General features: G+C 70.6%; 24 protein-coding genes. 15 read left to right on the top strand and 9 right to left on the bottom strand.

Annotation, left to right across the window (positions count from 1 at the left end; translation table 11 throughout):
- Nucleotides 1-47 precede the first annotated feature (47 nt).
- The gene (locus KSO98_RS03945) at nucleotides 48-575 is read left to right on the top strand and encodes a GNAT family N-acetyltransferase (RefSeq protein WP_225283618.1); all 528 of its coding nucleotides are present in this window, start codon (nucleotides 48-50) and stop codon (nucleotides 573-575) included.
- A gap of 160 nt (nucleotides 576-735) precedes the next feature.
- Here KSO98_RS03945 and KSO98_RS03940 read toward each other — a convergent pair whose 3' ends face one another.
- From KSO98_RS03940 to KSO98_RS03930, 3 genes are all read right to left on the bottom strand, one after another.
- Nucleotides 736-1164, bottom strand: coding sequence for an MOSC domain-containing protein (locus KSO98_RS03940; RefSeq protein WP_225283617.1), 429 nt, complete (start codon nucleotides 1162-1164; stop codon nucleotides 736-738).
- A gap of 74 nt (nucleotides 1165-1238) precedes the next feature.
- Nucleotides 1239-2660, bottom strand: a complete 1422-nt coding sequence (glnA, locus tag KSO98_RS03935) for a type I glutamate--ammonia ligase (RefSeq protein ID WP_225283616.1) — start codon at nucleotides 2658-2660, stop codon at nucleotides 1239-1241.
- 120 nt (nucleotides 2661-2780) lie between these two features.
- The gene (locus tag KSO98_RS03930; RefSeq protein WP_225283615.1) at nucleotides 2781-4970 is read right to left on the bottom strand and encodes a glutamine synthetase III family protein; all 2190 of its coding nucleotides are present in this window, start codon (nucleotides 4968-4970) and stop codon (nucleotides 2781-2783) included.
- 152 nt (nucleotides 4971-5122) lie between these two features.
- On the opposite strand from KSO98_RS03930, the gene KSO98_RS03925 reads away from it, so the two are divergent.
- The 3 genes from KSO98_RS03925 to KSO98_RS03915 are packed head-to-tail and all read left to right on the top strand — an operon-like array spanning nucleotide 5123 to nucleotide 7310.
- On the top strand, nucleotides 5123-5572 hold the full coding sequence (locus KSO98_RS03925) for an RDD family protein (protein ID WP_225283614.1): 450 nt from the start codon (nucleotides 5123-5125) through the stop codon (nucleotides 5570-5572).
- 14 nt (nucleotides 5573-5586) lie between these two features.
- Nucleotides 5587-6420 (top strand): SCO4651 family lipoprotein, encoded by an 834-nt coding sequence (locus KSO98_RS03920; protein WP_225283613.1) that lies wholly within the window; start codon nucleotides 5587-5589, stop codon nucleotides 6418-6420.
- A 44-nt stretch (nucleotides 6421-6464) separates the two neighbouring features.
- Nucleotides 6465-7310 (top strand): SCO4651 family lipoprotein, encoded by an 846-nt coding sequence (locus tag KSO98_RS03915; protein ID WP_225283612.1) that lies wholly within the window; start codon nucleotides 6465-6467, stop codon nucleotides 7308-7310.
- Between the two features lie 3 nt (nucleotides 7311-7313).
- Here KSO98_RS03915 and KSO98_RS03910 read toward each other — a convergent pair whose 3' ends face one another.
- The 5 genes from KSO98_RS03910 to sucB are packed head-to-tail and all read right to left on the bottom strand — an operon-like array spanning nucleotide 7314 to nucleotide 12498.
- Nucleotides 7314-8021 carry a DUF4191 domain-containing protein gene (locus KSO98_RS03910; protein WP_225283611.1) on the bottom strand — a complete coding sequence of 236 codons (708 nt, stop codon included), beginning with the start codon at nucleotides 8019-8021 and terminating at the stop codon, nucleotides 7314-7316.
- A gap of 31 nt (nucleotides 8022-8052) precedes the next feature.
- The gene (lipA, locus tag KSO98_RS03905) at nucleotides 8053-8991 is read right to left on the bottom strand and encodes a lipoyl synthase (protein ID WP_225283610.1); all 939 of its coding nucleotides are present in this window, start codon (nucleotides 8989-8991) and stop codon (nucleotides 8053-8055) included.
- A 9-nt stretch (nucleotides 8992-9000) separates the two neighbouring features.
- Complete coding sequence (gene lipB, locus KSO98_RS03900; RefSeq protein WP_225283608.1) at nucleotides 9001-9735, bottom strand: lipoyl(octanoyl) transferase LipB; 735 nt, start codon at nucleotides 9733-9735, stop codon at nucleotides 9001-9003.
- Nucleotides 9736-9795: 60 nt separating this feature from the next.
- On the bottom strand, nucleotides 9796-10683 hold the full coding sequence (locus KSO98_RS03895; protein WP_225283606.1) for an alpha/beta hydrolase: 888 nt from the start codon (nucleotides 10681-10683) through the stop codon (nucleotides 9796-9798).
- Between the two features lie 33 nt (nucleotides 10684-10716).
- Nucleotides 10717-12498: a 2-oxoglutarate dehydrogenase, E2 component, dihydrolipoamide succinyltransferase gene (gene sucB / locus KSO98_RS03890; RefSeq protein ID WP_225283604.1), complete on the bottom strand. Its 1782-nt coding sequence runs from the start codon at nucleotides 12496-12498 to the stop codon at nucleotides 10717-10719.
- A 132-nt stretch (nucleotides 12499-12630) separates the two neighbouring features.
- Between sucB and KSO98_RS03885 the strand changes: the two genes are divergently transcribed.
- Complete coding sequence (locus tag KSO98_RS03885; RefSeq protein ID WP_225283602.1) at nucleotides 12631-13002, top strand: hypothetical protein; 372 nt, start codon at nucleotides 12631-12633, stop codon at nucleotides 13000-13002.
- 1 nt (nucleotide 13003) lies between these two features.
- Here the strand turns inward: KSO98_RS03885 and KSO98_RS03880 are convergent, their stop codons facing one another.
- Nucleotides 13004-14482, bottom strand: a complete 1479-nt coding sequence (locus KSO98_RS03880; protein WP_225283601.1) for a leucyl aminopeptidase — start codon at nucleotides 14480-14482, stop codon at nucleotides 13004-13006.
- 30 nt (nucleotides 14483-14512) lie between these two features.
- On the opposite strand from KSO98_RS03880, the gene gcvT reads away from it, so the two are divergent.
- From gcvT to KSO98_RS03830, 10 genes are all read left to right on the top strand, one after another.
- Complete coding sequence (gene gcvT / locus KSO98_RS03875) at nucleotides 14513-15646, top strand: glycine cleavage system aminomethyltransferase GcvT (RefSeq protein ID WP_225283600.1); 1134 nt, start codon at nucleotides 14513-14515, stop codon at nucleotides 15644-15646.
- A complete protein-coding gene (locus KSO98_RS03870) occupies nucleotides 15647-15898 on the top strand; it encodes a hypothetical protein (RefSeq protein WP_225283599.1) in 252 nt (83 codons plus the stop codon).
- Nucleotides 15898-17391, top strand: a complete 1494-nt coding sequence (locus KSO98_RS03865; RefSeq protein ID WP_225283598.1) for an amino acid permease — start codon at nucleotides 15898-15900, stop codon at nucleotides 17389-17391. The genes KSO98_RS03870 and KSO98_RS03865 overlap by 1 nt, the downstream gene beginning before the upstream one ends.
- 95 nt (nucleotides 17392-17486) lie before the next feature.
- Nucleotides 17487-18839: an NCS2 family permease gene (locus KSO98_RS03860; protein ID WP_225283597.1), complete on the top strand. Its 1353-nt coding sequence runs from the start codon at nucleotides 17487-17489 to the stop codon at nucleotides 18837-18839.
- Between the two features lie 146 nt (nucleotides 18840-18985).
- Entirely contained in the window at nucleotides 18986-19831 is an 846-nt protein-coding gene (locus KSO98_RS03855; protein WP_225283596.1) for a PhzF family phenazine biosynthesis protein, read from the top strand.
- A 9-nt stretch (nucleotides 19832-19840) separates the two neighbouring features.
- Entirely contained in the window at nucleotides 19841-20650 is an 810-nt protein-coding gene (locus KSO98_RS03850) for a thymidylate synthase (RefSeq protein ID WP_225283595.1), read from the top strand.
- Nucleotides 20643-21161 carry a dihydrofolate reductase gene (locus KSO98_RS03845; RefSeq protein WP_225283594.1) on the top strand — a complete coding sequence of 173 codons (519 nt, stop codon included), beginning with the start codon at nucleotides 20643-20645 and terminating at the stop codon, nucleotides 21159-21161. The genes KSO98_RS03850 and KSO98_RS03845 overlap by 8 nt, the downstream gene beginning before the upstream one ends.
- 12 nt (nucleotides 21162-21173) lie before the next feature.
- Nucleotides 21174-22286 carry a calcium:cation antiporter gene (locus KSO98_RS03840; protein WP_225283593.1) on the top strand — a complete coding sequence of 371 codons (1113 nt, stop codon included), beginning with the start codon at nucleotides 21174-21176 and terminating at the stop codon, nucleotides 22284-22286.
- Nucleotides 22287-22431: 145 nt separating this feature from the next.
- Nucleotides 22432-22929 carry a hypothetical protein gene (locus tag KSO98_RS03835; protein ID WP_225283592.1) on the top strand — a complete coding sequence of 166 codons (498 nt, stop codon included), beginning with the start codon at nucleotides 22432-22434 and terminating at the stop codon, nucleotides 22927-22929.
- A 105-nt stretch (nucleotides 22930-23034) separates the two neighbouring features.
- The gene (locus KSO98_RS03830; protein WP_225283591.1) at nucleotides 23035-23970 is read left to right on the top strand and encodes an LLM class F420-dependent oxidoreductase; all 936 of its coding nucleotides are present in this window, start codon (nucleotides 23035-23037) and stop codon (nucleotides 23968-23970) included.
- Nucleotides 23971-23977: the final 7 nt, after the last annotated feature.

Raw genomic sequence — 23977 nt, 5'->3', positions numbered from 1 at the left:
GACGACTTCCGGCCCGGCGTGCCGCTCGTAGCCGCTAGCGTGCGGGCGTGCTGATCTTCCCGATCGTGACCGAGCGGCTCGAGCTCGCGCCGCTCTCAGCAGCGGACCGGGACGCGTTCGTCGCCTACCGCCGCGACCCCGACGTCGCCCGTTGGCAGGGCTGGAGCCCGGGCTACTCCGTGGCCGACGCCGACGCGCTGCTCAGCGGGCAGCCCGCCACCGTGGAGCCGGGCTCGGGGCGCTGGTTGCAGGTCGGCGTGCGGCGCGCCGGGATCCTGGTGGGTGACGTGGCCGTCCATGCGCTCGCCGACCAGCCGGACACGTACGAGGTGGGCGTGACGTTGGCCCCTGCGGCCCAGGGGTCGGGGTACGCGACCGAGGCTCTGTCGGCGCTGGTCGACGGGCTCTTCGCCGGCGGTGCGCACCGCGTCTTCGCCATCACCGACGCGCGCAACGAGCCGGTCGCCCGGCTGTTCGACCGGCTCGGCTTCCGTCACGAGGGGCGCAACGTCGACGCCGACTGGTTCAAGGGGGAGTGGACGAGCATCGACACCTGGGCCCGGCTGCGGAGCTGAGCCCTGACGTCAGCTGTCAGCCGTGCCCGAACGCGACGCGCCTGTGCGGCCGGCACCGGCCCTGAGCGGCTGAACGTTCGTTCGACGACCGAGGGCACTCTTCGGCCGTCGGACGATCGTTCGATCACCGCCGCGGGGCGCACAGCTCGAGGTCCGACCTTCAGGACACAACGACCTCGTCGCCGATGCGGATCTCGCCGCCCTCCAGGATCCGGAAGCAGGTCCCCGCGCGTCGGCGCAGCGCCGCGGCGGCGCCGGGGGCGATGGTGTCGTCGAGGATCCGGCAGGGCGCGGCGATCCGGACGACCTCGAGGTCCACGTCGCCGATCCGCAGTCGCTCGCCCGGCTTCGACGGGATGGGGCCGTGGTCGACGGTGATGTTGCGTCGCGTCTGGCCCGGCTCGAACTCGACGCCCAGCTGCGCGGCCGCCTCGTCGAGCTCGTCCTGCGCCTGGAGCGTCACGTGACGGTGCTTCGCGCCGTGGTAGCGATCGCCGATCAGGCCCTTGCCCGCCTCGGCCGTCACCGACGGGACGTACGTCACGGGCAGCCGGCGTCCCGGGGCGATGTGGATGGCGGTCACGCGCATCGGGCCATCATCCCAAACGGCCGAAGGCCCCGGCATGATGCCGAGGCCTTCGGGTGCAGACAGGTGAGAAGGGCTCAGATGTCGTAGTAGAGCTCGAACTCGTGCGGGTGCGGGCGCAGCTGCACGGGCAGGATCTCGTTGTTCGTCTTCCAGTCGATCCACATCTCGATGAGGTCCTCGGTGAAGACGTCGCCGACGGTGAGGAACTCGTGGTCGTCGCGCAGGGCCTGGAGCACGTCGCTGAGCGTGGTCGGGACCTGGGCGATCTCGGCCATCTCGTCCGGCGGCAGCTCGTAGATGTCCTTGTCGATCGGCGCGGGCGGCTCGATCTTGTTCTTGATGCCGTCGATGCCGGCCAGGAGAAGCGCGGAGAACGCGAGGTACGGGTTCGACGACGGGTCCGGGAAGCGGGTCTCGATGCGCTTGGCCTTCGGGTTGGAGCCCGTGATCGGGATCCGGACCGCGGCGGAGCGGTTGCGCGAGGAGTAGACCAGCGAGATCGGGGCCTCGAAGCCCGGGACCAGGCGGTGGTAGGAGTTCACCGTCGGGTTGGTGAACGCCAGCACGGCCGGGGCGTGCCGCAGGATGCCGCCGATGTACCAGCGGGCCAGGTCGGACAGGCCGCCGTAGCCGTTCTCGTCATAGAACAACGGCTCGCCGTTGTTCCAGATCGACTGGTGCACGTGCATGCCCGAGCCGTTGTCGCCGAAGAGCGGCTTCGGCATGAAGGTGACCGACTTGCCGGCCTCCCAGGCGGTGTTGCGGACGATGTACTTGAACTTCATGATGTCGTCCGCGGCCTTGAGCAGCGTGTCGAAGCGGTAGTTGATCTCCGCCTGCGCGCCGGTGCCGACCTCGTGGTGGGCACGCTCGACCAGCAGGCCGGAGTTCTCCAGGTGCTTGACCATGTCATCACGCAGGTCCTGCGTGCCGTCGGTCGGCGTCACCGGGAAGTAGCCGCCCTTGGTGCGGACCTTGTAGCCGCGGTTGGGGGTGCCGTCCGGGTTGGTCGCGGCGCCGCTGTTCCAGGAGCCCTCGAAGGACTCGATCTCGTAGAACGACTTGTTGATGCCGGTGGAGAAGCGGACCGAGTCGAAGATGAAGAACTCCGCCTCAGGTGCGAAGAACGCGGTGTCGCCGATGCCCGTGGTCTCGAGGTACGCGAGCGCCTTGCGGGCGATGTTGCGCGGGTCGCGGGAGTACGCCTCGCCCGTGATCGGGTCGTGGACGAAGTACATCATCGCGAGCGTCTTGTTCTTGCGGAACGGGTCGATGTACGCCGTGGTGACGTCCGGGTAGAGCGCCATGTCGGACTCGTGGATGCTCTGGAAGCCGCGGATCGACGAGCCGTCGAACGCTGCAGGCTCCAGGCTGAACGAGGAGACCGGGACGGTCAGGTGCTGCTGGATGCCGGGAAGGTCGACGAAACGGATGTCGACGAACTCGACGCCCTCGTCCTGGATGAACTGCATCAGCTCATCGTTGGTCTTGAACACGATTTCTCCTTGTGAGTCCGGTCGGAAACCTGCGAAGCAACCTACACAACCCACAACGGGGGCCGACACCCGCGCGGGGTGACGGCCCCCGTTGTGGAGCAAACATTCAGTTCAACTGCATCAGCGGATGAAGAGCATCTCCTGGTAGGTCGGGAGCGACCACAGGTCGTCGGCGACGATGCCCTCGAGGGCGTCGGCGACCGTGCGGAGCCGCAGCATCGCGGGCAGGACGGCGTCGCGGTAGTACGCCGCCTCGGCGATGCCGGCGCCGGCGTCGTGGGCGCCGGCCTTGGCCGCCTTGAGGGCTGCGATGCCGGCGCGGAGCTCGGTGACGAGCTCGCTGACGGCCAGAAGATCCGTGGTGTCCACGGCGCTGTCCGGGAGGTCGGCGGCCTTGAGCGCGGAGACGTTGCCCGCGAGCTCGGTCTGGTGACGCAGCGCGGCCGGCAGGATCGTGGTCTGGGCGATCTCGGCGGTCAGGTTCGACTCGACGTTGATGGCCATGACGTACTGCTCGACGCCGATCTCGAAGCGGGACTCGACCTCGGCCTCGGAGAAGACGCCGTACTTCGAGAACAGCGCCTTCGACTCCGGGGTGAGGTACTCCGGCAGGGCGTCGACGGTGGTGCGGAGGTTCTTCAGGCCACGCTGCTCGGCCTCGGCGTGCCACTCCTCGGAGTAGCCGTTGCCGTTGAAGATCACCGCGCCGTGCTGCTCGATGATCGAGGCGAGGACCGCCTGGACGGCAGCGTTGAACTCGGTGCCGCCCGCGACGGCGGTCTCGATCTCGGTGGCGATGTGGTCGAGCGCCTCGGCCATGATCGTGTTGATGACGACCATCGGGGCGGCGACGGTCTGGTTCGAGCCGGCGGCGCGGAACTCGAAGCGGTTGCCGGTGAAGGCCATCGGGGAGGTGCGGTTGCGGTCGCCGGCGTCCTTGGTCAGGACCGGGAGGCTGTCGACGCCGACGGACAGGGTGCCCTTCTGCTTCGAGGAGGTCGCACCGCCCTTGGCGATCTGGTCGAAGACGTCGGCGAGCTGGTCGCCGAGGAAGATCGAGATGATCGCCGGCGGGGCCTCGTTCGCGCCCAGGCGGTGGTCGTTGCCGGCCGAGGCGATGGTGAGGCGCAGCAGGCCGCCGTACTGGTGGACCGCGCGGATGATCGCGGCGCAGAAGACGAGGAACTGGGCGTTGTCGTGCGGGTTGTCGCCCGGGTTGAGGAAGTTGCCCTGGTTGCCGTTGCCGAACGAGAAGTTGACGTGCTTGCCCGAGCCGTTGACGCCGGCGAACGGCTTCTCGTGGAACAGGCACTCGAAACCGTGCTTCTTGGCGATCGACTTGAAGGTCGACATCAGCAGCTGCTGGTGGTCCGAGGCCAGGTTGGCGCGCTCGAAGACCGGGGCGATCTCGAACTGGCCCGGGGCGACCTCGTTGTGGCGGGTCTTGGCCGGGATGCCCAGCTTGAACAGGGCGCGCTCGGTGTCGTGCATGAACGCCAGGACGCGCTCGGGGATGGCGCCGAAGTAGTGGTCGTCGAACTCCTGGCCTTTCGGCGGCTTGGCGCCGAAGAGCGTACGGCCGGCGATGAGCAGGTCGGGGCGGGAGTTCACGAAGGCCGAGTCGATCAGGAAGTACTCCTGCTCGGGGCCGCAGTACGAGACGACGTTGTCGATGTCCTTGTGGCCGAAGAGGCCGAGGACGCGCTGGGCCTGCGCCGACATGGCGTTCTGGGCGCGCAGCAGCGGGGTCTTGTGGTCGAGGGCCTCGCCGGTCATCGAGACGAAGATCGTCGGGATGCACAGGGTGGAGCCGTTCGGGTTCTCCAGGATGTACGCGGGGGACTGGACGTCCCAACCGGTGTAGCCGCGGGCCTCGAACGTGGCGCGGATGCCGCCGTTGGGGAAGGAGGAGGCGTCCGGCTCGCCCTGGATGAGGGTCTTGCCCTGGAACTCCCAGATGGCCGTGCCGTCGCCGACCGGCTCCATGAAGGAGTCGTGCTTCTCGGCGGTCAGGCCGGTGAGCGGGTAGAAGACGTGGGCGTAGTGGGTGACACCGCGCTCCATCGCCCAGTCCTTCATCGCGGAGGCGACGATGTCGGCCACGGCGGGGTCGAGCTTCTCGCCCTTCTCGATGGTGGCGGCGACGGACTTGTAGACCGACTTGGGCAGACGCTTCTGCATCACCGAGAGGCTGAAGACGTTCTCGCCGAAGATGGCGCCCGTCTTCTCAGCGGCGTCGAAGAACGGGGCAGGGGCCTCGTTCGCCGAGATCTCGCGGATGGCGGCCAGACGTACGGCGTTGGCGGTCATGTGGTGGTAGCTCCTCGCATGGACGCAGAGTTGCGCGTCGGGGTCTGTCGGTCTTCGAGCGAACGTTAGTGACCGAAGGTTTCACGAAGTCGCCGGAATGTTTCAGGCATGTAAACAAGGCCGTTTCGGGGCCGGCCACCTACTCTTGCCGGGTGAGTTCGACCCTGCCTGCCGCCACGGATCGTCGTGCGCTGCCCTTCGAGACCGCCTCCTGGCCCCGTCGCGCGCTCGCGCTCCTCATCGACTGGGTGCTCTCCAGCCTGCTGGTGATCTTCGTGGTCGGACCGCACCGTTTCTTCACCGCAGGCGACCACGCCAGCACCTTCGCGCTCCCGGTGTACGTGGTCGAGTCCGCGGTGCTGACCATGCTGGCCGGCGGCTCGTTCGGCAAGCTCGCCACGCGCCTGCGGACCGTGCGGATCGACGGCGACCCGCGACCCCTGGACCCGCTGCGCTCGCTCGCGCGGCAGCTGATGATCGCGGTCGTCATCCCGCCGCTCGTCTTCCGTCCCGACGGCCGCGGCCTGCACGACATCTCCTGCAACACCGCGACCGTGACCCTGCAGACCTATCGCTCGTTCTTCCGCCGACTCGCTGGCTGAAGGGACCCGTCCAGATGACGCACACACGACGTACGGCGCTCGCCGGCCTGGCGATCGGGCTCGCGCTGACCGCCTCGGCCTGTGGAGGTGGCTCGGCGGTGAGCAACAGCGCTGCCCCCTCCGGTGCCGGCTCGAGCGCCTCCGCCCGGACCACCGGTGACGCCTTCGCTCCCGGGTCCGCGGTGGACGCCGCGAGTGTGAAGCAGATGTTCAGCGCGGCGATGTCCTCGGCGACCACGGTGCACGTCGAGATGAGGATGACCGGTCAGGTCGCGATGTCCGGCTCCGGCGATATGGACATGGCCGCCAAGCCGCTCAAGGCGGCGCTGCATCTCGCGTCCAGCAGCCTCGGTGGCGACATCACGATGCTGATGGTCGACAACCACATGTACCTGAAGTCGAAGACCTTCGGCGACAAGTACGTGGGCGTCGCGATCGACGACAAGAACAGCCCGCTGGCCCGGATGGGGCTCGACTCCCTCGACCCGACCGCGATGTTCGACCGGTTCGGTGACGCCGTCACCGGCGGCACGTACGTCGGCAAGGAGACGATCGACGGCACCGAGACCGACCACTACCGGATGACGGTGGACACCGAGGCGCTCGCCTCGGCGATGCCGAGCGCCGCCGCGGGTGCCACCGGGTCGATGCCGACGTCGGAGACGATCGACGTCTGGTTCGACCAGGACGGGCGCTACAAGCAGATGTCCACCGCGGTCGGCGGCGAGAAGGTGACCGAGTCCTTCTCGGAGTGGGGCGAGCCGGTCACCGTGACCGCGCCCCCGGCCGGCCAGGTCAAGGACATGACCAGTTTGATGAACGGCGCGACGGGGAAGAGCGCACAGTAGGAACGGGTCGCCATGGGGCGGTCCGTCGACTCCCGGAGGCCGCCATGTACCGAACCATCCGCCGTACGACCGCTGCGGGCATCGCCGTCGCTGCCCTAGGCGTGTTGGGCGCCTGCGGGGACGGCGGCGCCCCGACGACCGCGACCGACAACCCCGCCGTCGACGGTCTCAAGCCCGGGGCGGCCGTCCCGGCCGCCGATGCCAAGGACCTGCTGACCGCCGCGACCAAGGACCTGACCTCCATGCGGATCTCGGCCGACATGGCAGCGGGGCCGATGGGGTCGATGCACATGGAGGGCGTCGAGCAGGCGAAGCCGTCGCTGCTCGCCCAGATGTCGATGACGGTCGGCGCTCAGAGGATGGAGGTCCGGATGATCGGGACCGACATGTACATGCAGCTGCCGGCGGCCGCCGCCGCGGCCGTCCCGGGTGGCAAGTCGTGGTTCTCCATGAGCTTCGACGAGCTGGGCTCGATGGCCGGCATGGACACCTCGGGCCTCACCGACGCGCTGCAGAACCCGGCCGCGAGCATCGACAAGTACGCGAAGTACGTCACCGGCGGCACCTACGTCGGCCCGGCCACCGTCGACGGCGTCGACGCCAAGCAGTACGACTTCGTGGTCGACACGAAGGGTGCGATGGCTGAGATGATGCCCAGCGGCCTGCCCACCGAGTCCGGCGTGACCATGCCCGACTCGGTGCACGAGAGCGTGTGGATCGACGACGAGGGCCACCCGGTCCAGATGAAGATGGACATGGGCACCCTCGGGACGACGACCATGCACCTCAGTGACTTCGGCGCCAAGGTCGACGTCGTCGCGCCGCCGGCGGGCGAGGTCGCCGACCTGGCCGAGCTGATGAAGGGCGCCGGCGCGAAGTTCGCGGGCTGAGGATCAGCGACCGCGGAGGTTGCCGCGCTGGCCCTTCATGCTGGTCGGCACCGGGCCCTTGGGCAGCGGCAGCGTGCCGCGCTGGGCGTCGAGGGCCTTGAGCCGGTAGAGGATGTCGGTGATCTCCGCGGGGCGGACCTCACGCTTCATCCGGGTGAAGTGGCGCATCAGCTTCTCCAGCGGGACCTCGCCCTCGCCCTTGCCGGCGATGACCTCGGTGATCGGGGTCTCGGGCAGAACGCGCTGGTGCTTGGTGCGCTCGGTGGCGAGCAGCGCCTTCACCCGCGCGGGGCTGGTGCCCTCGCCGACCAGGACGACTCCCGGAGGGCCGACGACGCGGTGCACGACGTCCTGGTTCCTGGTGAAGCCGACCGCCGGGGTGACGGTCCAGCCGCGGCGAAGCATGTTGAGCGCCGCGGCGGCGGCGCCGGGCTGGCCCTCGATCCGGGCGTACGCGGCCTTCTGCGCACGGCGGGAGAAGATGATCAGCGCGGCGACGACACCGAACAGGAGCGCACCGATGACGGTGAACACGACGCCGAGGATGCCGGTGCCGGGGAGCAGCCAGAAGGCGACGCCGCCGATGATCGCGCCGACCAGGAACCAGATGGCGATGACCAGCCCGATCTTCGGGTCGGCCTGCTTGGTCATCCGGTAGGTCTCGGCGAACTGCTGCCGACGGCTCATCGAGCTCGGGTCGAGCTGGGACATCAGAGGTGGTGCCTCTCTAGCAAGGTCGGATTCAGATGGCGGCGGGCGTCTCGCGACGCTCGATGGCCTGACGGTACAGGCGACCGGCGCGGTACGACGAACGTACGAGCGGACCGGACAGGACGCCGGAGAAGCCGATCTCCTCGGCCTCCTCCTGGAGCTCGAGGAACTCCTCGGGCTTGACCCACCGCTCGACCGGGTGGTGGCGCAGGCTCGGGCGCAGGTACTGGGTGATCGTGATCAGCTCGCAGCCGGCGTCGTGCAGGTCCTGCAGCGCCTGGCTGATCTCCTCGCGGGTCTCGCCCATGCCGAGGATGAGGTTGGACTTCGTCACCAGGCCGAAGGCACGCGCCTGGGTGAGCACGTCCAGGGAGCGCTCGTAGCGGAAGGCCGGGCGGATCCGCTTGAAGATCCGCGGCACGGTCTCGAGGTTGTGTGCGAGCACCTCGGGGCGTGACTCGAAGACCTCCTGCAGCAGGTCGGGCTTGCCGTTGAAGTCGGGCACGAGGTTCTCGACACCGGTGCCGGGGTTGAGCTCGTGGATGGCCCGTACGGTCTCGGCGTACAGCCACGCGCCGCCGTCCTCCAGGTCGTCGCGGGCGACACCGGTGATGGTGGCGTACTTGAGGCCCATGGACTGGACCGACTCCGCGACGCGACGCGGCTCGTCGCGGTCCAGCGGCTGCGGCTTGCCGGTGTCGATCTGGCAGAAGTCGCAGCGGCGGGTGCACTGGTCGCCGCCGATGAGGAAGGTCGCCTCGCGGTCTTCCCAGCACTCGTAGATGTTGGGGCAGCCGGCCTCCTGGCAGACCGTGTGCAGGCCCTCGGACTTCACCAGCTTCTGCAGCGCGGTGTACTCGGGGCCCATCTTCGCCCGCGTCTTGATCCACTCCGGCTTGCGCTCGATCGGGGTCTCCGCGTTGCGGACCTCCAGGCGGAGAAGCTTGCGTCCTTCAGGGGCGAGAGTCACTGATCCATCCTACTTCGCGGGGGTGAGGAGCTGGATCTTGGGAGCGTGCTTGGGCTCCGGACGCGGCTCGTAGTCGGGGGTGGCGTCGTACGGCTGCCAGGCCAGGTAGGTCACGAGGTGGCGGCGCAGCACCGGCTCGAGCTCTTTCACCGTCACGTCGCGGCCGAGCTCCAGGCTCAGGCTGGTGACGCCGGCGTCGGCGATGCCGCAGGGCACGAAGCGGTCGTACCAGCTCATCTCGACGTCGGCGTTCATCGCGAGGCCGTGCATCGTGACGCCCCGGCTGACCCGCAGCCCGATCGCCGCGATCTTGCGCTCGGGACGAGCAGACGGGTCCGTGGAGTCGTCCGCTCGGAGCCAGACGCCGCTGCGGCCGGGGACACGGGCGGTGGTCACACCCAACTCGGCGCAGGTCCGGATCATCGCCTCCTCGAGGCGGCGGACGAAGTCGACCACCAGCACGTGGTCGGGCAGGCGCACGATCGGGTACGCGACCAGCTGGCCGGGGCCGTGGAAGGTGATCTTGCCGCCACGGTCGACGTCGATGACCGGCGCGCCGCCGGAGTCCGCCGGGCGCTCCCACGGATCGGTGCGCTTCCCGGCGGTGTAGGTGGGCGGGTGCTCGAGCAGCAGCACGGTGTCGGGACGGGTGCCGGCGACGACCTCGGCATGGATCTGCTTCTGCAGCTCCCAGGCCTCGAGGTAGTCGATGATCCCGTGGTCCTCGAAGCGCAGCTCACTCACGCTGTCGAGGCTACGCCGGGGCCCACGTACGGGCGAGTAGCGGTCCACCCAGCCGGATGGCTAGGTCAGCGCGCGGCCCAGGAAGCGCAGCTCTGCCGGCAGCATCCGGCGCCAGAAGCCGGCGTCGTGCGTGCCGCGGGGGAACGAGCTGACCACGTGCGCCGCCGGCGCGAAGCCGGCGACGTACTGCTTCGTCGCGACGAAGAACGGGTCGTCGCGGCCGATGTCGACCCGTACCCGGATCCCGTCGAGCTCGGACTGGTCGTGGAAGACCGAGTAGGTGTCGTACTCCTGAGCGGTGGAGAACCCTGCGGAGGAGACGCCGGAGGAGTCCACCCACAGCGCCGGGCTCGCGACCGCGACCCCGCGCACCCGCCTCGACCCGAGCAGGCCGGCGAGCCGCAGGGCGCCGTACCCGCCCATCGACCAGCCGTAGAGACCGAGCCGGCTCGCGTCGAGGCGCGCCGCGAAGCGCTCGCCGAGCATCGGGATGAGCTCGCCGGTGACCATCGCGCCACTGTCGACACCCTCGTGGAGATGCCAGTACGAGTCACCGCCGTCGACCGAGGCGACCGCGAACGGCGGCACGCCGTCGGCCACCGCCTGCGCCAGGAACTGCGGGATGCCGAGCTGGTGCATCGCCGTGTCGTAGCTCCCGCCACGTCCGTGCAGTGCGACCACCAGCGGCAGGTCGCGGTGCTCTCCGGGCGGCAGGGCCAGCGCCCACCGGGTCTGGGCGCCGCCGCGGTGCGTCGAGGCGAACGAGCCGGTGTCGGTCCGTCCGGGCGTGATGTCCGGGATGACGCCGTCCGGGCCGGTCAGCCCGAGCAGGTCGTCGATCCGGGTCCTGCCCGGCAGCGCACCGGACTCGACGCCGCCGAAAATGGCCGCCGCCGCGGCCACTCCCACGGTCGGAAGACCGAGGAGCAGCGCGCGGCGGCGGATCATGGGGCGAGGCTAGCGCCTCGCACCGGTGAGATCTCAGATCTCGAAGGCGGCAGCCTCGAGGCGCTTCTTGACGTCCTGCAGGAAGCGGCCGGCGTCGGCGCCGTCGACCAGGCGGTGGTCGTAGGTGAGCGAGAGGTTGACCATGTAGCGGACCGCGATCGTCTCGCCGAGGTTCGGGTCGTCGATGACGACGGCGCGCTTCACGACGGCACCCGGGCCGAGGATGGCGACCTGCGGCTGGTTGATGATCGGCGTGTCCTGCAGCGCGCCGAACGAGCCGAGGTTGGTGATCGTGAAGGTGCCGCCGGAGAGCTCGTCCGGGGTGATCTTGTTGGTGCGGGTGCGCTCGGCGACGTCCGCGATCTTCTTCGCGATGCCGGCGATCGACAGGTCGCCCGCCTCCTTCACGACCGGCGTGAGCAGGCCGCGCTCGGTGTCGACGGCGAACGCGACGTTCTCGACGTCGTAGTACGTGACCTCGCCGGCCTCGGTGTCGATCGTGGCGTTGAGCTTCGGGTGCACCTTGAGCGCGTCGACGACGGCCTTGGTGAAGAACGGCAGGTACGAGAGGTTGACGCCCTCGCGCGCCTTGAACGCCGCCTTGTTGGCGTCGCGCAGGCGGGCGATGTTGGTGACGTCGACCTCCATGACCTGGGTCAGCTGCGCCGAGACCTGGACCGACTCCACCATGCGCTGGGCGATGACCTTGCGCAGGCGGGAGAGCTTCTCGGTGGTGCCACGCAGCGGCGACGGGGCGGCGGCGGGGGCGGCAGCGGCCGGAGCAGCCGCGGCGGGCGCGGCCGGGGCAGCAGCGGCGGGCGCGTTCTTGGCCTCAGCGGCCGCGAGCACGTCCTCCTTGCGGATGCGGCCGCCGACGCCGGAGCCGGTGATGGAGTTGAGGTCGACACCGTGCTGGTTGGCGAGCTTGCGCACCAGCGGCGTGACGTAGCCGCCGGCCTCGATCGTGTTGACCGGGGCGAGCGGCGCGGACTCGGCGGGGCTGGTCGGCGCCGGAGCGGCCGGCGCAGCGGGAGCGGGAGCGGCCGGCGCAGCGGGAGCGGCCGGCGCAGCGGGCGCCTCGGCGGCCGGGGCGGGAGCAGCAGGCGCGGGAGCAGCAGGAGCGGCCGGGGCCTCGGCGGCAGGGGCCGGAGCGGCCGGCTCGGCGGCGGCCGGCGCAGCACCGGCGTCACCGATCAGCGCGAGCTCGGCACCGACCTCGACGGTCTCGTCCTCGGCGACCTTCTGCTCGAGCAGGGTGCCCGCGACGGGGGAGGGGATCTCGGTGTCGACCTTGTCGGTGGACACCTCGAGCAGGGGCTCGTCGACCGCGACGGCGTCGCCGACGTTCTTCAGCCAACGGGTGACGGTGCCCTCGGTGACCGACTCGCCCAGGGCGGGCAGGGTCACCGACGTGGCGTTGCCGCCGGCGGCCGGGGCCGGGGCAGCAGGAGCGGAGGGGGCCTCGGGAGCCGCCGGCGCCGGAGCAGCCTCGGCAGCGGGGGCGGCCGGCTCGGCGGGTGCAGCCTGCTCGGCGGGCGCCTCGGGAGCGGCCGGGGCGGCGGCAGCGCCGGCCTCGTCAGCCGCGCCGATGACGGCGAGGATCGCGCCGACCTCGACCGTGTCGTCCTCAGCGGCCTTGATCTCGAGCAGCGTGCCCGCGACCGGCGAAGGGATCTCGGTGTCGACCTTGTCGGTGGAGACCTCGAGCAGGGGCTCGTCGACGGCGATCGTGTCACCGACGTTCTTCAGCCAACGGGTGACGGTGCCCTCGGTGACGGATTCGCCGAGTGCCGGGAGGGTGACTTCGGTGGCCATGGAGTTCCTTCGCTGCGACTGGTGGTGACCCAATCTTGGCACCCTGCCCCCATGTGTCCAGAACCCGGTTCGGATACCAGTGAGTAACCGGAGATGCCACCACGCGGTGGCCCGGGGCGGCACACTTCATCCATGGCCTGGTGGGATCGGTGGCGCCGCGGTCGGCGCTGGAGTGCTCCGACGCGCGACAGCGCCCGTACGGGATCGACGCGCGTACGCGCCGCGGACGGTGCCGACGTCGCGCACCTGGAGTCGTTCATCGAGGCCCGCAAGGGCGTCGAGGGCTTCGTCGAGCCGCGCACGGCGGTCAGCGAGGTGACCCTGCTGCTGGTCGCCCACGACGGTGAGTGGACCCGCCGCCGGGTGCCGTCGGTGCGTTGGGCGCACGAGTTCTGCAACGACCGGCACGTGCCGTCCTACGACGCGGCGGTCGTCGGCGTGCCGCAGCGGATGCGCGACTACAACAGCCGCATCTCCAAGCAGCGCAAGCTCGAGGGCAGATGAGTCAGCCGGCGAGAGCCCGGGCGTAGTCGACCAGCGTCGCCACCGCGGTGCCCGTGCCGCCGGTGGTGATGTGCCCGTACGCGCCGCCGCCGTTCCAGGACGGGCCCGCGATGTCGAGGTGCGCCCACGGCAGGCCGGCGGTGAACTCGCGCAGGAAGGCGCCCGCGAACAGGCCGCTGCCCCAGCGGATCGCGTCGTACTGGGACAGGTCGGCGATCTTCGAGGAGTGCACCCGCTCGGTCATGATCTCGGGCAGCGGCATCGGCCAGGCGTCCTCCCCGGCGGACTTCGCCGCGGCCAGGATCGCCTCGACGGTCCCGTCGGTGCCCATCACGCCGGTGATCCGGTCGCCGAGGGCGGCCACCATCGCGCCGGTCAAGGTGGCGACGTCGATGATCGCGTCGGGTGCGACCTCGGTGGCCCGCACCAGCGCATCGGCCAGGATCAGGCGGCCCTCGGCGTCGGCGTTGAGCATCTCCGAGGTGGTGCCGCCGTAGTGGGTGATGATGTCGCCGGGGCGCATCGCGGCGCCGGAGATCATGTTCTCGGCCATCGGCACGAACGTCGAGATCCGTACGGGGAGCCCGAGCGCGGCGATCACCAGCGTCGCCTGCACCACGCTCGCGGCGCCGTGCATGTCGGACTTCATCGTCGCCATGCCGGAGCCGGGCTTGATGCTCAGGCCGCCTGAGTCGAAGGTGATGCCCTTGCCGACGAGCGCGAGATGCGCGACGGGGTCGGCGGGGGAGTAGGACAGCTCGACGAGCCGCGGCGGGGCCGACGACCCCGAGCCGACGGCCAGGATGCCGCCGCAGCCCATCTCGGCCAGTGCGACCTCGTCGAAGACGGTCGCGCTGACGCCCTGGACCTCGGTGGCCGCGGCCAGGACGGCGTCGGCGAAGACGGGCGGAGTGAGATCGGCCGGCGGCGTGTTGACCCAGTCGCGGACCGTACGGACCGCGGCGGCCAGCGTCTGGGCCTCCTCGAAGGCGGTGACGATCTCGGCCTGCTTCGCGGCCGAAGAGAGCAGGATGACGTCCGCGGGCGCCGGGGAGTCGTCACCGGACCTGTAGGCGGTGAAGGTGTAGCCGCCGAGGATCACGCCCTCGGTCACCGCGCGCACCAGCTCGGGGGAGTCGGCGGGCAGCGCGAGCGCGACCGACGTCGCGTTCGGGACCGCGCGGGCGGCGGCACCGGCACCGCGGCGGAGCGCATCGGTGCTCACCGCGTCGCCGAGGCCGACGAGCACGAGCAGCTGGGCGGACAGCGCATCGCCGGCCGGGACCCGGACGACCTCGCCGGCCTTGCCGGTCACGCCGAGCTGGGCGAGCAGCCCACGGGCCTTGCGACCGTATGCCGCGGTCACCTCCTCGGCGCCGGCGGCGAGCACCGGGCCCTTGGGGCTCTGGAGCACGCCGACCACGACCGCCTCGGCACGGGTCTTGGCAGGGCTCGCGGAACGCAGGGAGTAGGTCGTCACGCGCGCAGCCTACGCGGTACGTTCATGCGCATGGCGGACTCCTCCACTGACCTGCTGACCTCTCCGCTGCACGAGCGCCACGTCGCTCTAGGAGCCAAGTTCGGCGAGTTCGGCGGCTGGTCGATGCCGCTCGAGTACGCCGGCGGCGGCGTGGCCAAGGAGCACACCGCCGTACGGGAGGCGGTCGGGATCTTCGACGTCAGCCACCTCGGCAAGGCGACCGTCCGCGGCCCGGGCGCCGCGGCGTACGTCAACGCCTGCCTCTCCAACGATCTGGGCCGGATCGCGCCCGGCAAGGCGCAGTACACGCTCTGTCTCGACGACGCGACCGGCGGGATCATCGACGACCTCATCGCCTACTACAAGGACGACGAGCACGTCTTCCTGATCCCCAACGCGGCCAACACGACCGAGGTCGTCCGGCGCCTGGCGGCGAGCGCGCCCGAGGGCGTCAGCGTCACCAACCACCACCGCGACTACGTGGTCCTGGCCGTGCAGGGCCCGAAGTCCGACGAGGTGCTCGACGCCGTCGGCCTGCCGTCCGGCCACGAGTACATGTCGTTCGCCGAGGCGCCGTTCGAGGCTCCCTCGGGCGAGATCAGCGACGTGACCGTCTGCCGCACCGGCTACACCGGTGAGCGCGGCTACGAGCTCGTCGCCGCCAACGAGGTCGCGGGCGCCCTGTGGGACGCCCTCCTGGCCGCCGGCGCGCCGTACGGCATCCTCGCCAGCGGCCTCGGCGCGCGCGACACGCTGCGCACCGAGATGGGCTACCCGCTGCACGGCCAGGACATCTCGCCCACCATCAACCCGCTCGAGGGCGGCGTCGGCTGGGCTGTCGGCTGGAAGAAGGAGGCCTTCTGGGGTCGCGAGGTGCTGCTGCCCGTCAAGGAGGCCGGACCGAAGAGGATCCTGCGCGGCATCATCGCCACCGGCCGGGCCATCCCGCGCCCGCACATGAGCGCCTCGATCAGCCCGCACCTCCTGATCGGGGAGGTCACGTCGGGCACGTTCAGCCCGACCCTCAAGCAGGGCATCGGTCTCGTCCTGATCTCTGCGACAGTGGATCCCGAGGCCGAGATCGGCATCGATGTCCGCGGTCGACGCGAGATCTTCCAGCTCACCCGTCCGCCGTTCGTCCCTTCACACGTCCGGGAGCAATGAATGACCGACGCGCCGTCGCCCTACCGTCCGCCCTCTCCGCCGGAGCTGACCTGGTGGTGGCGCCTCCTCGACGCCGCCGGCCAGGAGGTGAGCGTGAGCAGCGAGTACGCAGGCCAGCGCTTCCCCTCGCAGGGTGACGCCGAGTCGTGGGTCGGGGAGGTATGGCGTGAGCTCGCCGACGAGGGGGTGACGGGAGTGACGCTCCTGGAGAACGACCGCGAGGTCTACGGCCCGATGTCGCTGGAGGGCTGATGACCAGCGCGATCGAGCGGGAGCAGCTGGACGAGCAGGAGGGCTACCAGCAGACACTGGGCCGGCGCCAGGTCCAGATGATCGCGATCGGCGGTGCCATCGGCACCGGGCTCTTCCTCGGCTCCGCCGCCCGGCTCAACAGCACCGGCCCCGCGCTGGTCGTCTCGTACGCCGTGGTCGGCGTGATCGCGTACTTCCTGATGCGGGCCCTCGGCGAGCTGGTCCTGCACCGCGCCACCTCGGGCGCGTTCGTGTCCTACATGCGGGAGTTCTACGGCGAGCTCGGCGCGTACGTCACCGGCTGGATGTACTGGCTCAACTGGGCGCTGACGGGCATCGCCGACCTCTCGGCGGTCGGGCTCTACGTCAAGCACTTCAACGCGAGCATGCCCTCGTGGCTGACCGTGCTGATCGCGCTCGCGGTGGTGCTGCTGGTCAACCTCCTGTCGGCCAAGGCCTTCGGCGAGTTCGAGTTCTGGGCCTCGCTGCTCAAGGTCACCGCGATCATCGCGTTCCTGCTCGTCGGCGTGGTGCTGGTCGTCGGCCGGCTCCACATCGGCGACCACCGCGCCGGCATCCAGAACCTGTGGAGCAACCCCGGCGGCTTCTGGCCCACCGGCGGCGGCTACCAGTGGTACGGCCCGGTGCTGATCATGTCGAGCGTCGTCTTCGCCTACGCCGCGATCGAGATGGTGGGTGTGGCGGCCGGTGAGATGAAGGACGCGCGCCGCGAGGTGCCGCGCGCGGTCAACGCGGTCATCCTCCGGATCGGCGTCTTCTACGTCGGCTCGCTGCTGCTGCTCGTCTCGATGCTCCCGACCAAGGACTACGAGTCCGGCACCAGCCCCTTCGTGAGCGTCTTCGACCGGCTCGGCTTCCACGCCATCGGCGACGTGCTGCAGGCGATCCTGATCATCGCCGCGATGTCGAGCCTCAACTCGGGTCTCTACACGACCGGTCGCGTGCTGCGCAGCCTCGGCATCGCCAAGCAGGCGCCCGGCTTCACGCTCAGGATGAGCGGCTCGGGCGTCCCGTACGCCGGCATCCTCATGACCGCGGTGATCTACGCGCTCGGTGCCATCCTCAACGCGATCGCGCCGGGCTCGGCCTTCGACATCGCGCTGGAGTGCGCCTCCATCGGGGTGCTCTTCACGTGGGGCTCGATCTTCGTGTGCCAGATCCGGCTGCGCCAGCTCAGCGACCGCGGCGTCATCCCGCCGAGCACCCTGCAGACGCCGTTCTCGCCGTGGACGAGCATCATCGGGCTCGTCTTCATCGTCCTGGTCGTCGTCGGCATGGCCGTCTCCGGCTGGCAGTCCGATCCGCAGTTCTGGCACAAGACGACGTTCATCGTGGTCGTCTTCGGCATCCCGGCGATCGCGCTGGTGCTCACCATCGGCTGGCTGGTCGCGCGCCCGAAGGTGATCGCCACCACCGGCGGCCGCATCGGCGCGCTGTGGACGCTGGACGGGCCGCGCTACCCGGACCGCTGAGCCGCTCAGGCGGTGACGATCGAAGACGGCAAAAGGTTCCCGGGGTGATATGTATTCCCCTGTTTCATCCCCCGTAGACGCTAGGACGTCCCTCCATGGATCGCTTCTTCCGCATCAGCGAGCGCGGCAGCACCGTGCGCACCGAAGTCATCGGTGGTCTGGTGACCTTCGCGACGATGGCCTACATCGTCGCCCTCAACCCGGCCATCCTCGGCAACGTCAAGGACGGCGCCGGCCTGCAGCTCGACTTCGGTCAGCTCGTCACCGTCACCGCGCTGGTCGCCGGTGTCATGACGATCGCGATGGGCCTGTTCGCCAACGTGCCGATGGCACTCGCGGCCGGCCTGGGAGTCAACGCGTTCGTCGCGTTCACCCTGGTCGCGGGCCGCGGCCTGAGCTGGGCGGACGCCATGGGCGTCATCGTCATCGAGGGCGTGGTGATGCTGATCCTGGTCCTGGTGGGCCTGCGTGAGGCGATCATGAACGCGATCCCGGACGGCCTGAAGCGCGCGATCGGTGCCGGCATCGGTCTCTTCATCGCGCTCATCGGCTTCGTCAACGGCGGCATCGTGATCCACCCCGAGGGCGGTGGCACCGTCGTCGCGCTGAACGAGCACTTCCGCAACTGGAACACCTTCGTCTTCGTCCTCACCCTGCTGGTCGCCGCCGTCCTGATGTCGCGGCGGGTCCCGGGCGCACTGCTCATCGCCATCGTCACCGGCACCGTCGCCGCGATGATCGTCAACGGCGCCTCGGACGGCACGCCGGTCGCGTACGCCACCTGGCCCGACAAGGTCTTCGCCGCCCCGGACTTCGGCCTCATCGGCGACGCCCGCTTCCACGTCTTCACCGTCCTCGGCTGGGGAGCGGGCATCGGCCTGGTCCTGACCGTGCTGATGGCCAACTTCTTCGACGCGATGGGCACCGCCCTGGCGATCGGTCGCGAGGCCGACCTCGTCGACGCCGAGGGCCGCCTCCCGCAGATGCGCCAGGTCCTGCTCGTCGAGTCCGTCGGCGCGGTCGCGGGTGGCGCGGCCTCCGCCTCGTCCAACACGATCTTCGTCGAGTCGACCTCCGGCGTGGCCCAGGGCGCCCGTACGGGCCTGGCGAACATCGTCACCGGCGTGCTGTTCCTGCTGGCGATGTTCGTCTCGCCGATCGTCGGCATCATCCCCTCCTCGGCCACCGGCCCCGCCCTGGTCATCGTGGGTGCGCTGATGATCAGTCAGGCCGCGGGCATCGACTGGTCCGACATGGGCATCGCCGTCCCGGCGTTCGCCACCATGACGCTGATGCCGTTCACGTATTCGATCGCCAACGGTGTCGGTGCGGGCGTCGTCCTCTACGTCCTGATCGCGCTGGGCCAGGGCCAGTGGCGCAAGGTCCACCCGCTGCTGGCGATCGTGGCCGCCTTCTTCGTCTGGTACTTCCTGCGCGGCGTCGTCTGACCCACGCCGGACACGTACGAACGCCGAGGGGCGGGCCGGCTGGTCCGCCCCTCGGCGCGTTCGGGCGCCCGGGCGCCGGCCGTGCTCCGACGCTGCAGGGGTTCCGATTTCGTCCGCCGCGCGCTCGCCTTGGGTAGCGTCGTCGCATGCGTGCCTTCCGCCAGGTCGATGTCTTCTCCGCTGAGCCCCTGATGGGCAACCCGGTCGCGGTCGTGCATGACGCCGACGGCCTGAGCGACGAGCAGATGGCGGCCTTCGCCCGCTGGACCAACCTGTCCGAGACGACCTTCCTGCTCGGGCCCACCGACGCCTCCGCGGACTACCGGGTCCGGATCTTCACTCCTGGGGGCGAGCTGCCGTTCGCGGGCCACCCGACGCTGGGCACCGCGCACGCCTGGCTGGAGGCAGGCGGCGCACCGCGTGGCGAGCGGGTGATCCAGGAGTGCGGCGTCGGCCTGATCGAGGTGCGTCGCGAGGAGGGCCGGCTGGCCTTCGCCGCGCCGCCGCTGCGCCGGTCCGGTCCGGTGTCGCCGCAGGAGCTGCGTGAGATCGCCGCCGGGCTGCGGATCGGGCCCGAGGAGGTCGTGGACGCGCAGTGGGCGGACAACGGCCCGGGCTGGGTCGTCGTACGCCTCGAGGACGCCGCGGCCGTGCTCTCGATCTGGCCGGACCCGGCCTCGCTCGGCGACCTGGCCGTCGGGGTGGTCGGGCTGCAGCCGGCGGGCTCCGACAGCGCCATCGAGGTGCGCGCCTTCGTCGGCGGGCTGGGGGTGGCCGAGGACCCGGTGACCGGCTCGCTCAACGCCGGCATCGCACAGTGGCTGATCGGCGAGGGCGTCCTGCCGCCGTCGTACGTGGCGAGCCAGGGCACCGCGCTCGGGCGCCGCGGGCGCGTCCACATCGACGCGGTCGGCGACACCATCTGGGTCGGGGGCGAGACGCGGACGACGATCGCCGGGACGGTGGATCTGGCCGAGCTCCCGCGCGGCTAGGCTGACCCCGTGCAGTCGTACCTGGATCTCCTGACCCGCATCCTCGACGAAGGGGTGGAGAAGTCGGACCGCACCGGCACCGGCACGCTGAGCGTCTTCGGGCACCAGACCCGCTACGACCTCACCGCCGGCTTCCCGCTGCTGACGACCAAGAAGGTCCACACCCGCTCGGTCTTCGGCGAGCTGCTGTGGTTCCTGCGCGGGGACACCAACGTGCGCTGGCTGCAGGAGCGCGGCATCACGATCTGGGACGAGTGGGCCGATGAGAACGGCGACCTCGGCCCGGTCTACGGCGCGCAGTGGCGCTCATGGCCGGCGCCGGACGGGCGACACATCGACCAGCTCGCCCTCGTGATCGATCAGATCCGAACGAGACCGGACTCGCGGCGCCACATCGTCTCGGCCTGGAACCCTGCCGAGGTCGACGACATGGCCCTGCCGCCATGCCACTCGCTGTTCCAGTTCTACGTCGCCCCCCAGGAGAACGGTCCGGGCCGGTTGAGCTGCCAGCTCTACCAGCGCTCCGCGGACGTCTTCCTCGGCGTGCCGTTCAACATCGCGTCGTACGCGCTGCTGACGCACATGGTCGCCCAGGTGACGGGCTTGGAGGTCGGCGACTTCGTGCACACCCTGGGCGACGCGCACCTCTACCTCAACCACCTCGACCAGGCCCGCCTCCAGCTCACCCGCGACCCGCGCCCGTTGCCGCGGCTGGTCCTCAACCCGGACATCACCGAGATCGACGGCTTCGACCTCAACGACATCGCCGTCCAGGGCTACGACCCGCACCCGGCGATCAAGGCGCCGATCAGTGTCTGAACCCGGTGTCGCCGAGCGCATCACCCTGATCGCGGCGGTAGCCCGCAACGGCGTCATCGGCAACTCTCCGGAGCGGGTCGCCGAGGGCGCTGCCGCGATCCCGTGGCGCCTGCCCGGGGAGCTCGCGGAGTTCAAGGCGATCACCATGGGCGGCGTACTGGTGATGGGCCGGGCCACCTACGACACCATCGGGCGCCCGCTGCCGGGGCGTACGACCGTCGTGGTGACGCGCGACCCGTCCTGGACCGCGGACGGGGTGACCGTGGCGCACTCGCTGGAGGCCGCGCTCGAGGCGGCGCGCGAGGCCGGCGGCGAGACCTTCATCGCCGGCGGTGCCCAGATCTACGAGCTCGCCCTGCCGCTGGCCACCGACCAGATCCTCACCCTGGTCCCGCTCGACGCCGATGGCGACATCGCCTACCCGGAGTACGACCCCTCCGACTGGGTCGAGACCGGGCGCGAGCACCGCGAGACCTACGACCGCGTGCGCCTGCGCCGCGCGGTCGGCTGAGGGCGCGCGCCGATGCTGCTGCGCCTCCAGGGCCTGATGACCCGGCTGCGGTGGACCATCACGCTGCCGATCATCGCCGACATCGAGCTCTTCGTGACGTGGGGGAGTCACCCCTCCGGCTTCGTGGTGGTCTTCATCGCGGGACTGATCGTCGGCGCGGTCCTGGCCGCGGTGCATCACGCCGAGGTCGTCGCCCACCAGGTCGGTGAGCCGATGGGCTCGCTGCTGCTCGCGGTCGCGGTGACCGTGATCGAGGTGGGTCTGATCGTCGCGCTGATGGTGTCCGGCGGGTCGGGCACCGAGGCGTTGGCCCGCGACACGGTCTTCGCGGCCGTGATGATCTGCATCAACGGCATCGCCGGTCTCGCGCTGCTGATCGGCGCGATCCGCAACCGGATGGCGGTCTTCAACCCCGAGGGCACCGGCGCCGCCCTGGCCGCGGTGGCCACCGTCGCGGTGCTGTGCCTGGTGCTGCCGCGGTTCACCACCTCGCACCCGGGGCCGATCTTCACCGGCCCGCAGCTCGCCTTCGCGGCCCTCGCCTCGCTGGCGGTGTACGTGCTCTTCGTCCTCACCCAGACCGGGCGCTACCGCGACTTCTTCCTGCCGGTCGCGCTCGACGGCACGTCGCGCGACCTCGACGACGACGGCCACGCCGACCCGCCCGGGCGCCGCTCGGCCGTGATCAGCGGGGTCACGCTCCTGGTGGCACTCGTCGGCGTGGTCGGGCTGGCCAAGGTCGAGTCGGGCGCGATCAAGGACGGCGTGCACGCCCTCGGCCTGCCCGACGCGGTCGTCGGCGTCATCATCGCGCTGATGGTGCTGCTGCCCGAGTCGATCGCGGCCGTACGGCAGGCGCGCGCGGACCGCGTCCAGATCAGCCTCAATCTCGCGTACGGCTCGGCGATGGCCTCCATCGGTCTCACCATCCCGGCGATCGCGCTGACCTCGCACTGGATCGACGGTCCGCTCGTCCTCGGCCTCGAGCCGACCCAGATGGTGCTGCTCGCGCTCACCCTGGTGGTGAGCACGCTGACCGTCGTCCCGGGCCGCGCCAAGACCCTGCACGGCGGGATCCACCTGATCCTGCTGGCCGCGTTCCTCTTCCTCGCCGCCAGCCCCTAGCCGACTCGGCCCTCGCGCACCGCCGACTCGGCCCCCGCGCACCGCTGACTCGGCCCCCGCGCACGGCCGACTCGGCCCCCGCGCACGGTCGACTCGGCCCTTGCGCATGGTCGACTCGGCCCTCCCGCCGGGGGAGGATCGGACCATGCGTCCGATGCCGTCGATGAAGTACGCGCGGGTCGAGTCCGAGCGGAAGTTCCTTCTCCGATCCGTGCCCGCCGGGGCCCTCGAGGTCTCGACGATCGTGGACCGCTACCTCGACGGCTCGCGGCTGCGGCTGCGGCTCATGGCGCGCGCCGACGGCAGCAGCGTGCGCAAGCTGGGGCAGAAGATCCCGATCGAGCCCGGCCGGGTCGTGCACACCACGATGTATCTCGATGACGCCGAATGGGGCGCGTTGGCGCATCTGCCGGCCGCCGAGCTGCGCAAGGTCCGCCACCACTACCCAGGTGGCCTTGCCGTCGATGTGCTCCCGGACGGCACCGTTGTCGCGGAGGTCGACGGTGGCGAGGAACTGCCGTCCGTCGTGCCGGCGTTCCTGGACGTGATCCGCGAGGTGACCGGCGAGGAGAAGTGGACCGGCGCGGCGCTCGCGCGCACCGGCCCCTCGGCCCTACCGCACGCCGGAGGGCCGACTCGCTGACGCCGGAGGGCCGACTCGCTGACGCCGGAGGGCCGACTCGCTGACGCCGGAGGGCCGAGTGGGGGCTGCGGCAGGGCCGAGTCGGTGGTCGGTAAAGTCTCGGGCATGGAGCTGCGCATCTTCACCGAGCCTCAGCAGGGCGCCTCGTACGACGACCTCGTGACCATCGCCCAGCGGGCCGAGAAGCTGGGGTTCGGAGCGTTCTTCCGCTCGGACCACTACCTCAAGATGGGTGACGTCTCCGGGCAGCCCGGGCCGAGCGACGCGTGGATCACGCTGGCCGGCATCGCGCGCGAGACCTCCACCATCCGGCTCGGCACGCTGGTCACCAGCGCCACCTTCCGCCACCCCGGTCCGCTGGCGATCACGGTCGCCAACGTCGACCAGATGTCCGGGGGCCGGGTCGACTTCGGCCTGGGCGCCGGCTGGTTCGACGCCGAGCACAGCGCGTACGGCATCCCGTTCCCGGCCGTGGGGGAGCGCTTCGACCGGCTCGAGGAGCAGCTCGAGCTGATCACCGGACTGTGGGCCGCCGAGGGCACCTACGACTTCGTCGGCAAGCACTACGAGCTCAGCGACAGCCCGGCGCTGCCCAAGCCGGCGCAGACCGGCGGCCACCGTGGCACGATCCCGGTCCTCGTCGGCGGTCACGGCAAGCGACGCACCCCGGAGCTGGCCGCGCGCTACGCCGACGAGTTCAACGCGCCGTTCGCCAGCCTGGAGGCCACCGCCACCCAGTTCGGCCGGGTCCGCGCCGCGATGGAGGCCGCCGGCCGCGACGCCGCCTCGATGACCTTCAGCACCGCCCTGGTCGCCTGCGTGGGCGCGACCGAGGCAGAGGTCGAGCGTCGCGCCGCTGCGATCGGCCGCGACAAGGCCGAGCTGCGCGAGAACGGCCTGGCGGGGACGCCCGAGGAGGTCGTGGAGAAGATCAAGCGGTTCGCCGAGGCCGGCGCGAGCCGGATCTACCTCCAGATCCTCGACCCGCGCGACCTCGAGCACCTCGACCTGGTCGCCGCGGAGGTCATGCCGCATCTCTGAGGGCGCG

Origin of the sequence: Nocardioides nematodiphilus (genome assembly GCF_020216525.1) — a bacterium.
Taxonomy (GTDB): domain Bacteria; phylum Actinomycetota; class Actinomycetes; order Propionibacteriales; family Nocardioidaceae; genus Nocardioides; species Nocardioides nematodiphilus.
The sequence above is the reverse complement of the archived record's forward strand: the minus strand, read 5'-3'. Positions and strand labels throughout refer to the sequence as shown.

Excerpts from the sequence above, each read along its gene's own strand:
- KSO98_RS03940 (WP_225283617.1), bottom strand. The coding sequence starts at position 1,164 with ATGCGCGTGACCGCCATCCACATCGCCCCGGGACGCCGGCTGCCCGTG.
- KSO98_RS03930 (WP_225283615.1), bottom strand. The coding sequence starts at position 4,970 with ATGACCGCCAACGCCGTACGTCTGGCCGCCATCCGCGAGATCTCGGCG.
- KSO98_RS03920 (WP_225283613.1), top strand. The coding sequence starts at position 5,587 with ATGACGCACACACGACGTACGGCGCTCGCCGGCCTGGCGATCGGGCTC.
- KSO98_RS03915 (WP_225283612.1), top strand. The coding sequence starts at position 6,465 with ATGTACCGAACCATCCGCCGTACGACCGCTGCGGGCATCGCCGTCGCT.
- KSO98_RS03910 (WP_225283611.1), bottom strand. The coding sequence starts at position 8,021 with ATGTCCCAGCTCGACCCGAGCTCGATGAGCCGTCGGCAGCAGTTCGCC.
- KSO98_RS03895 (WP_225283606.1), bottom strand. The coding sequence starts at position 10,683 with ATGATCCGCCGCCGCGCGCTGCTCCTCGGTCTTCCGACCGTGGGAGTG.
- sucB (WP_225283604.1), bottom strand. The coding sequence starts at position 12,498 with ATGGCCACCGAAGTCACCCTCCCGGCACTCGGCGAATCCGTCACCGAG.
- KSO98_RS03885 (WP_225283602.1), top strand. The coding sequence starts at position 12,631 with ATGGCCTGGTGGGATCGGTGGCGCCGCGGTCGGCGCTGGAGTGCTCCG.
- gcvT (WP_225283600.1), top strand. The coding sequence starts at position 14,513 with ATGGCGGACTCCTCCACTGACCTGCTGACCTCTCCGCTGCACGAGCGC.
- KSO98_RS03870 (WP_225283599.1), top strand. The coding sequence starts at position 15,647 with ATGACCGACGCGCCGTCGCCCTACCGTCCGCCCTCTCCGCCGGAGCTG.
- KSO98_RS03865 (WP_225283598.1), top strand. The coding sequence starts at position 15,898 with ATGACCAGCGCGATCGAGCGGGAGCAGCTGGACGAGCAGGAGGGCTAC.
- KSO98_RS03860 (WP_225283597.1), top strand. The coding sequence starts at position 17,487 with ATGGATCGCTTCTTCCGCATCAGCGAGCGCGGCAGCACCGTGCGCACC.
- KSO98_RS03855 (WP_225283596.1), top strand. The coding sequence starts at position 18,986 with ATGCGTGCCTTCCGCCAGGTCGATGTCTTCTCCGCTGAGCCCCTGATG.
- KSO98_RS03840 (WP_225283593.1), top strand. The coding sequence starts at position 21,174 with ATGCTGCTGCGCCTCCAGGGCCTGATGACCCGGCTGCGGTGGACCATC.
- KSO98_RS03835 (WP_225283592.1), top strand. The coding sequence starts at position 22,432 with ATGCGTCCGATGCCGTCGATGAAGTACGCGCGGGTCGAGTCCGAGCGG.
- KSO98_RS03830 (WP_225283591.1), top strand. The coding sequence starts at position 23,035 with ATGGAGCTGCGCATCTTCACCGAGCCTCAGCAGGGCGCCTCGTACGAC.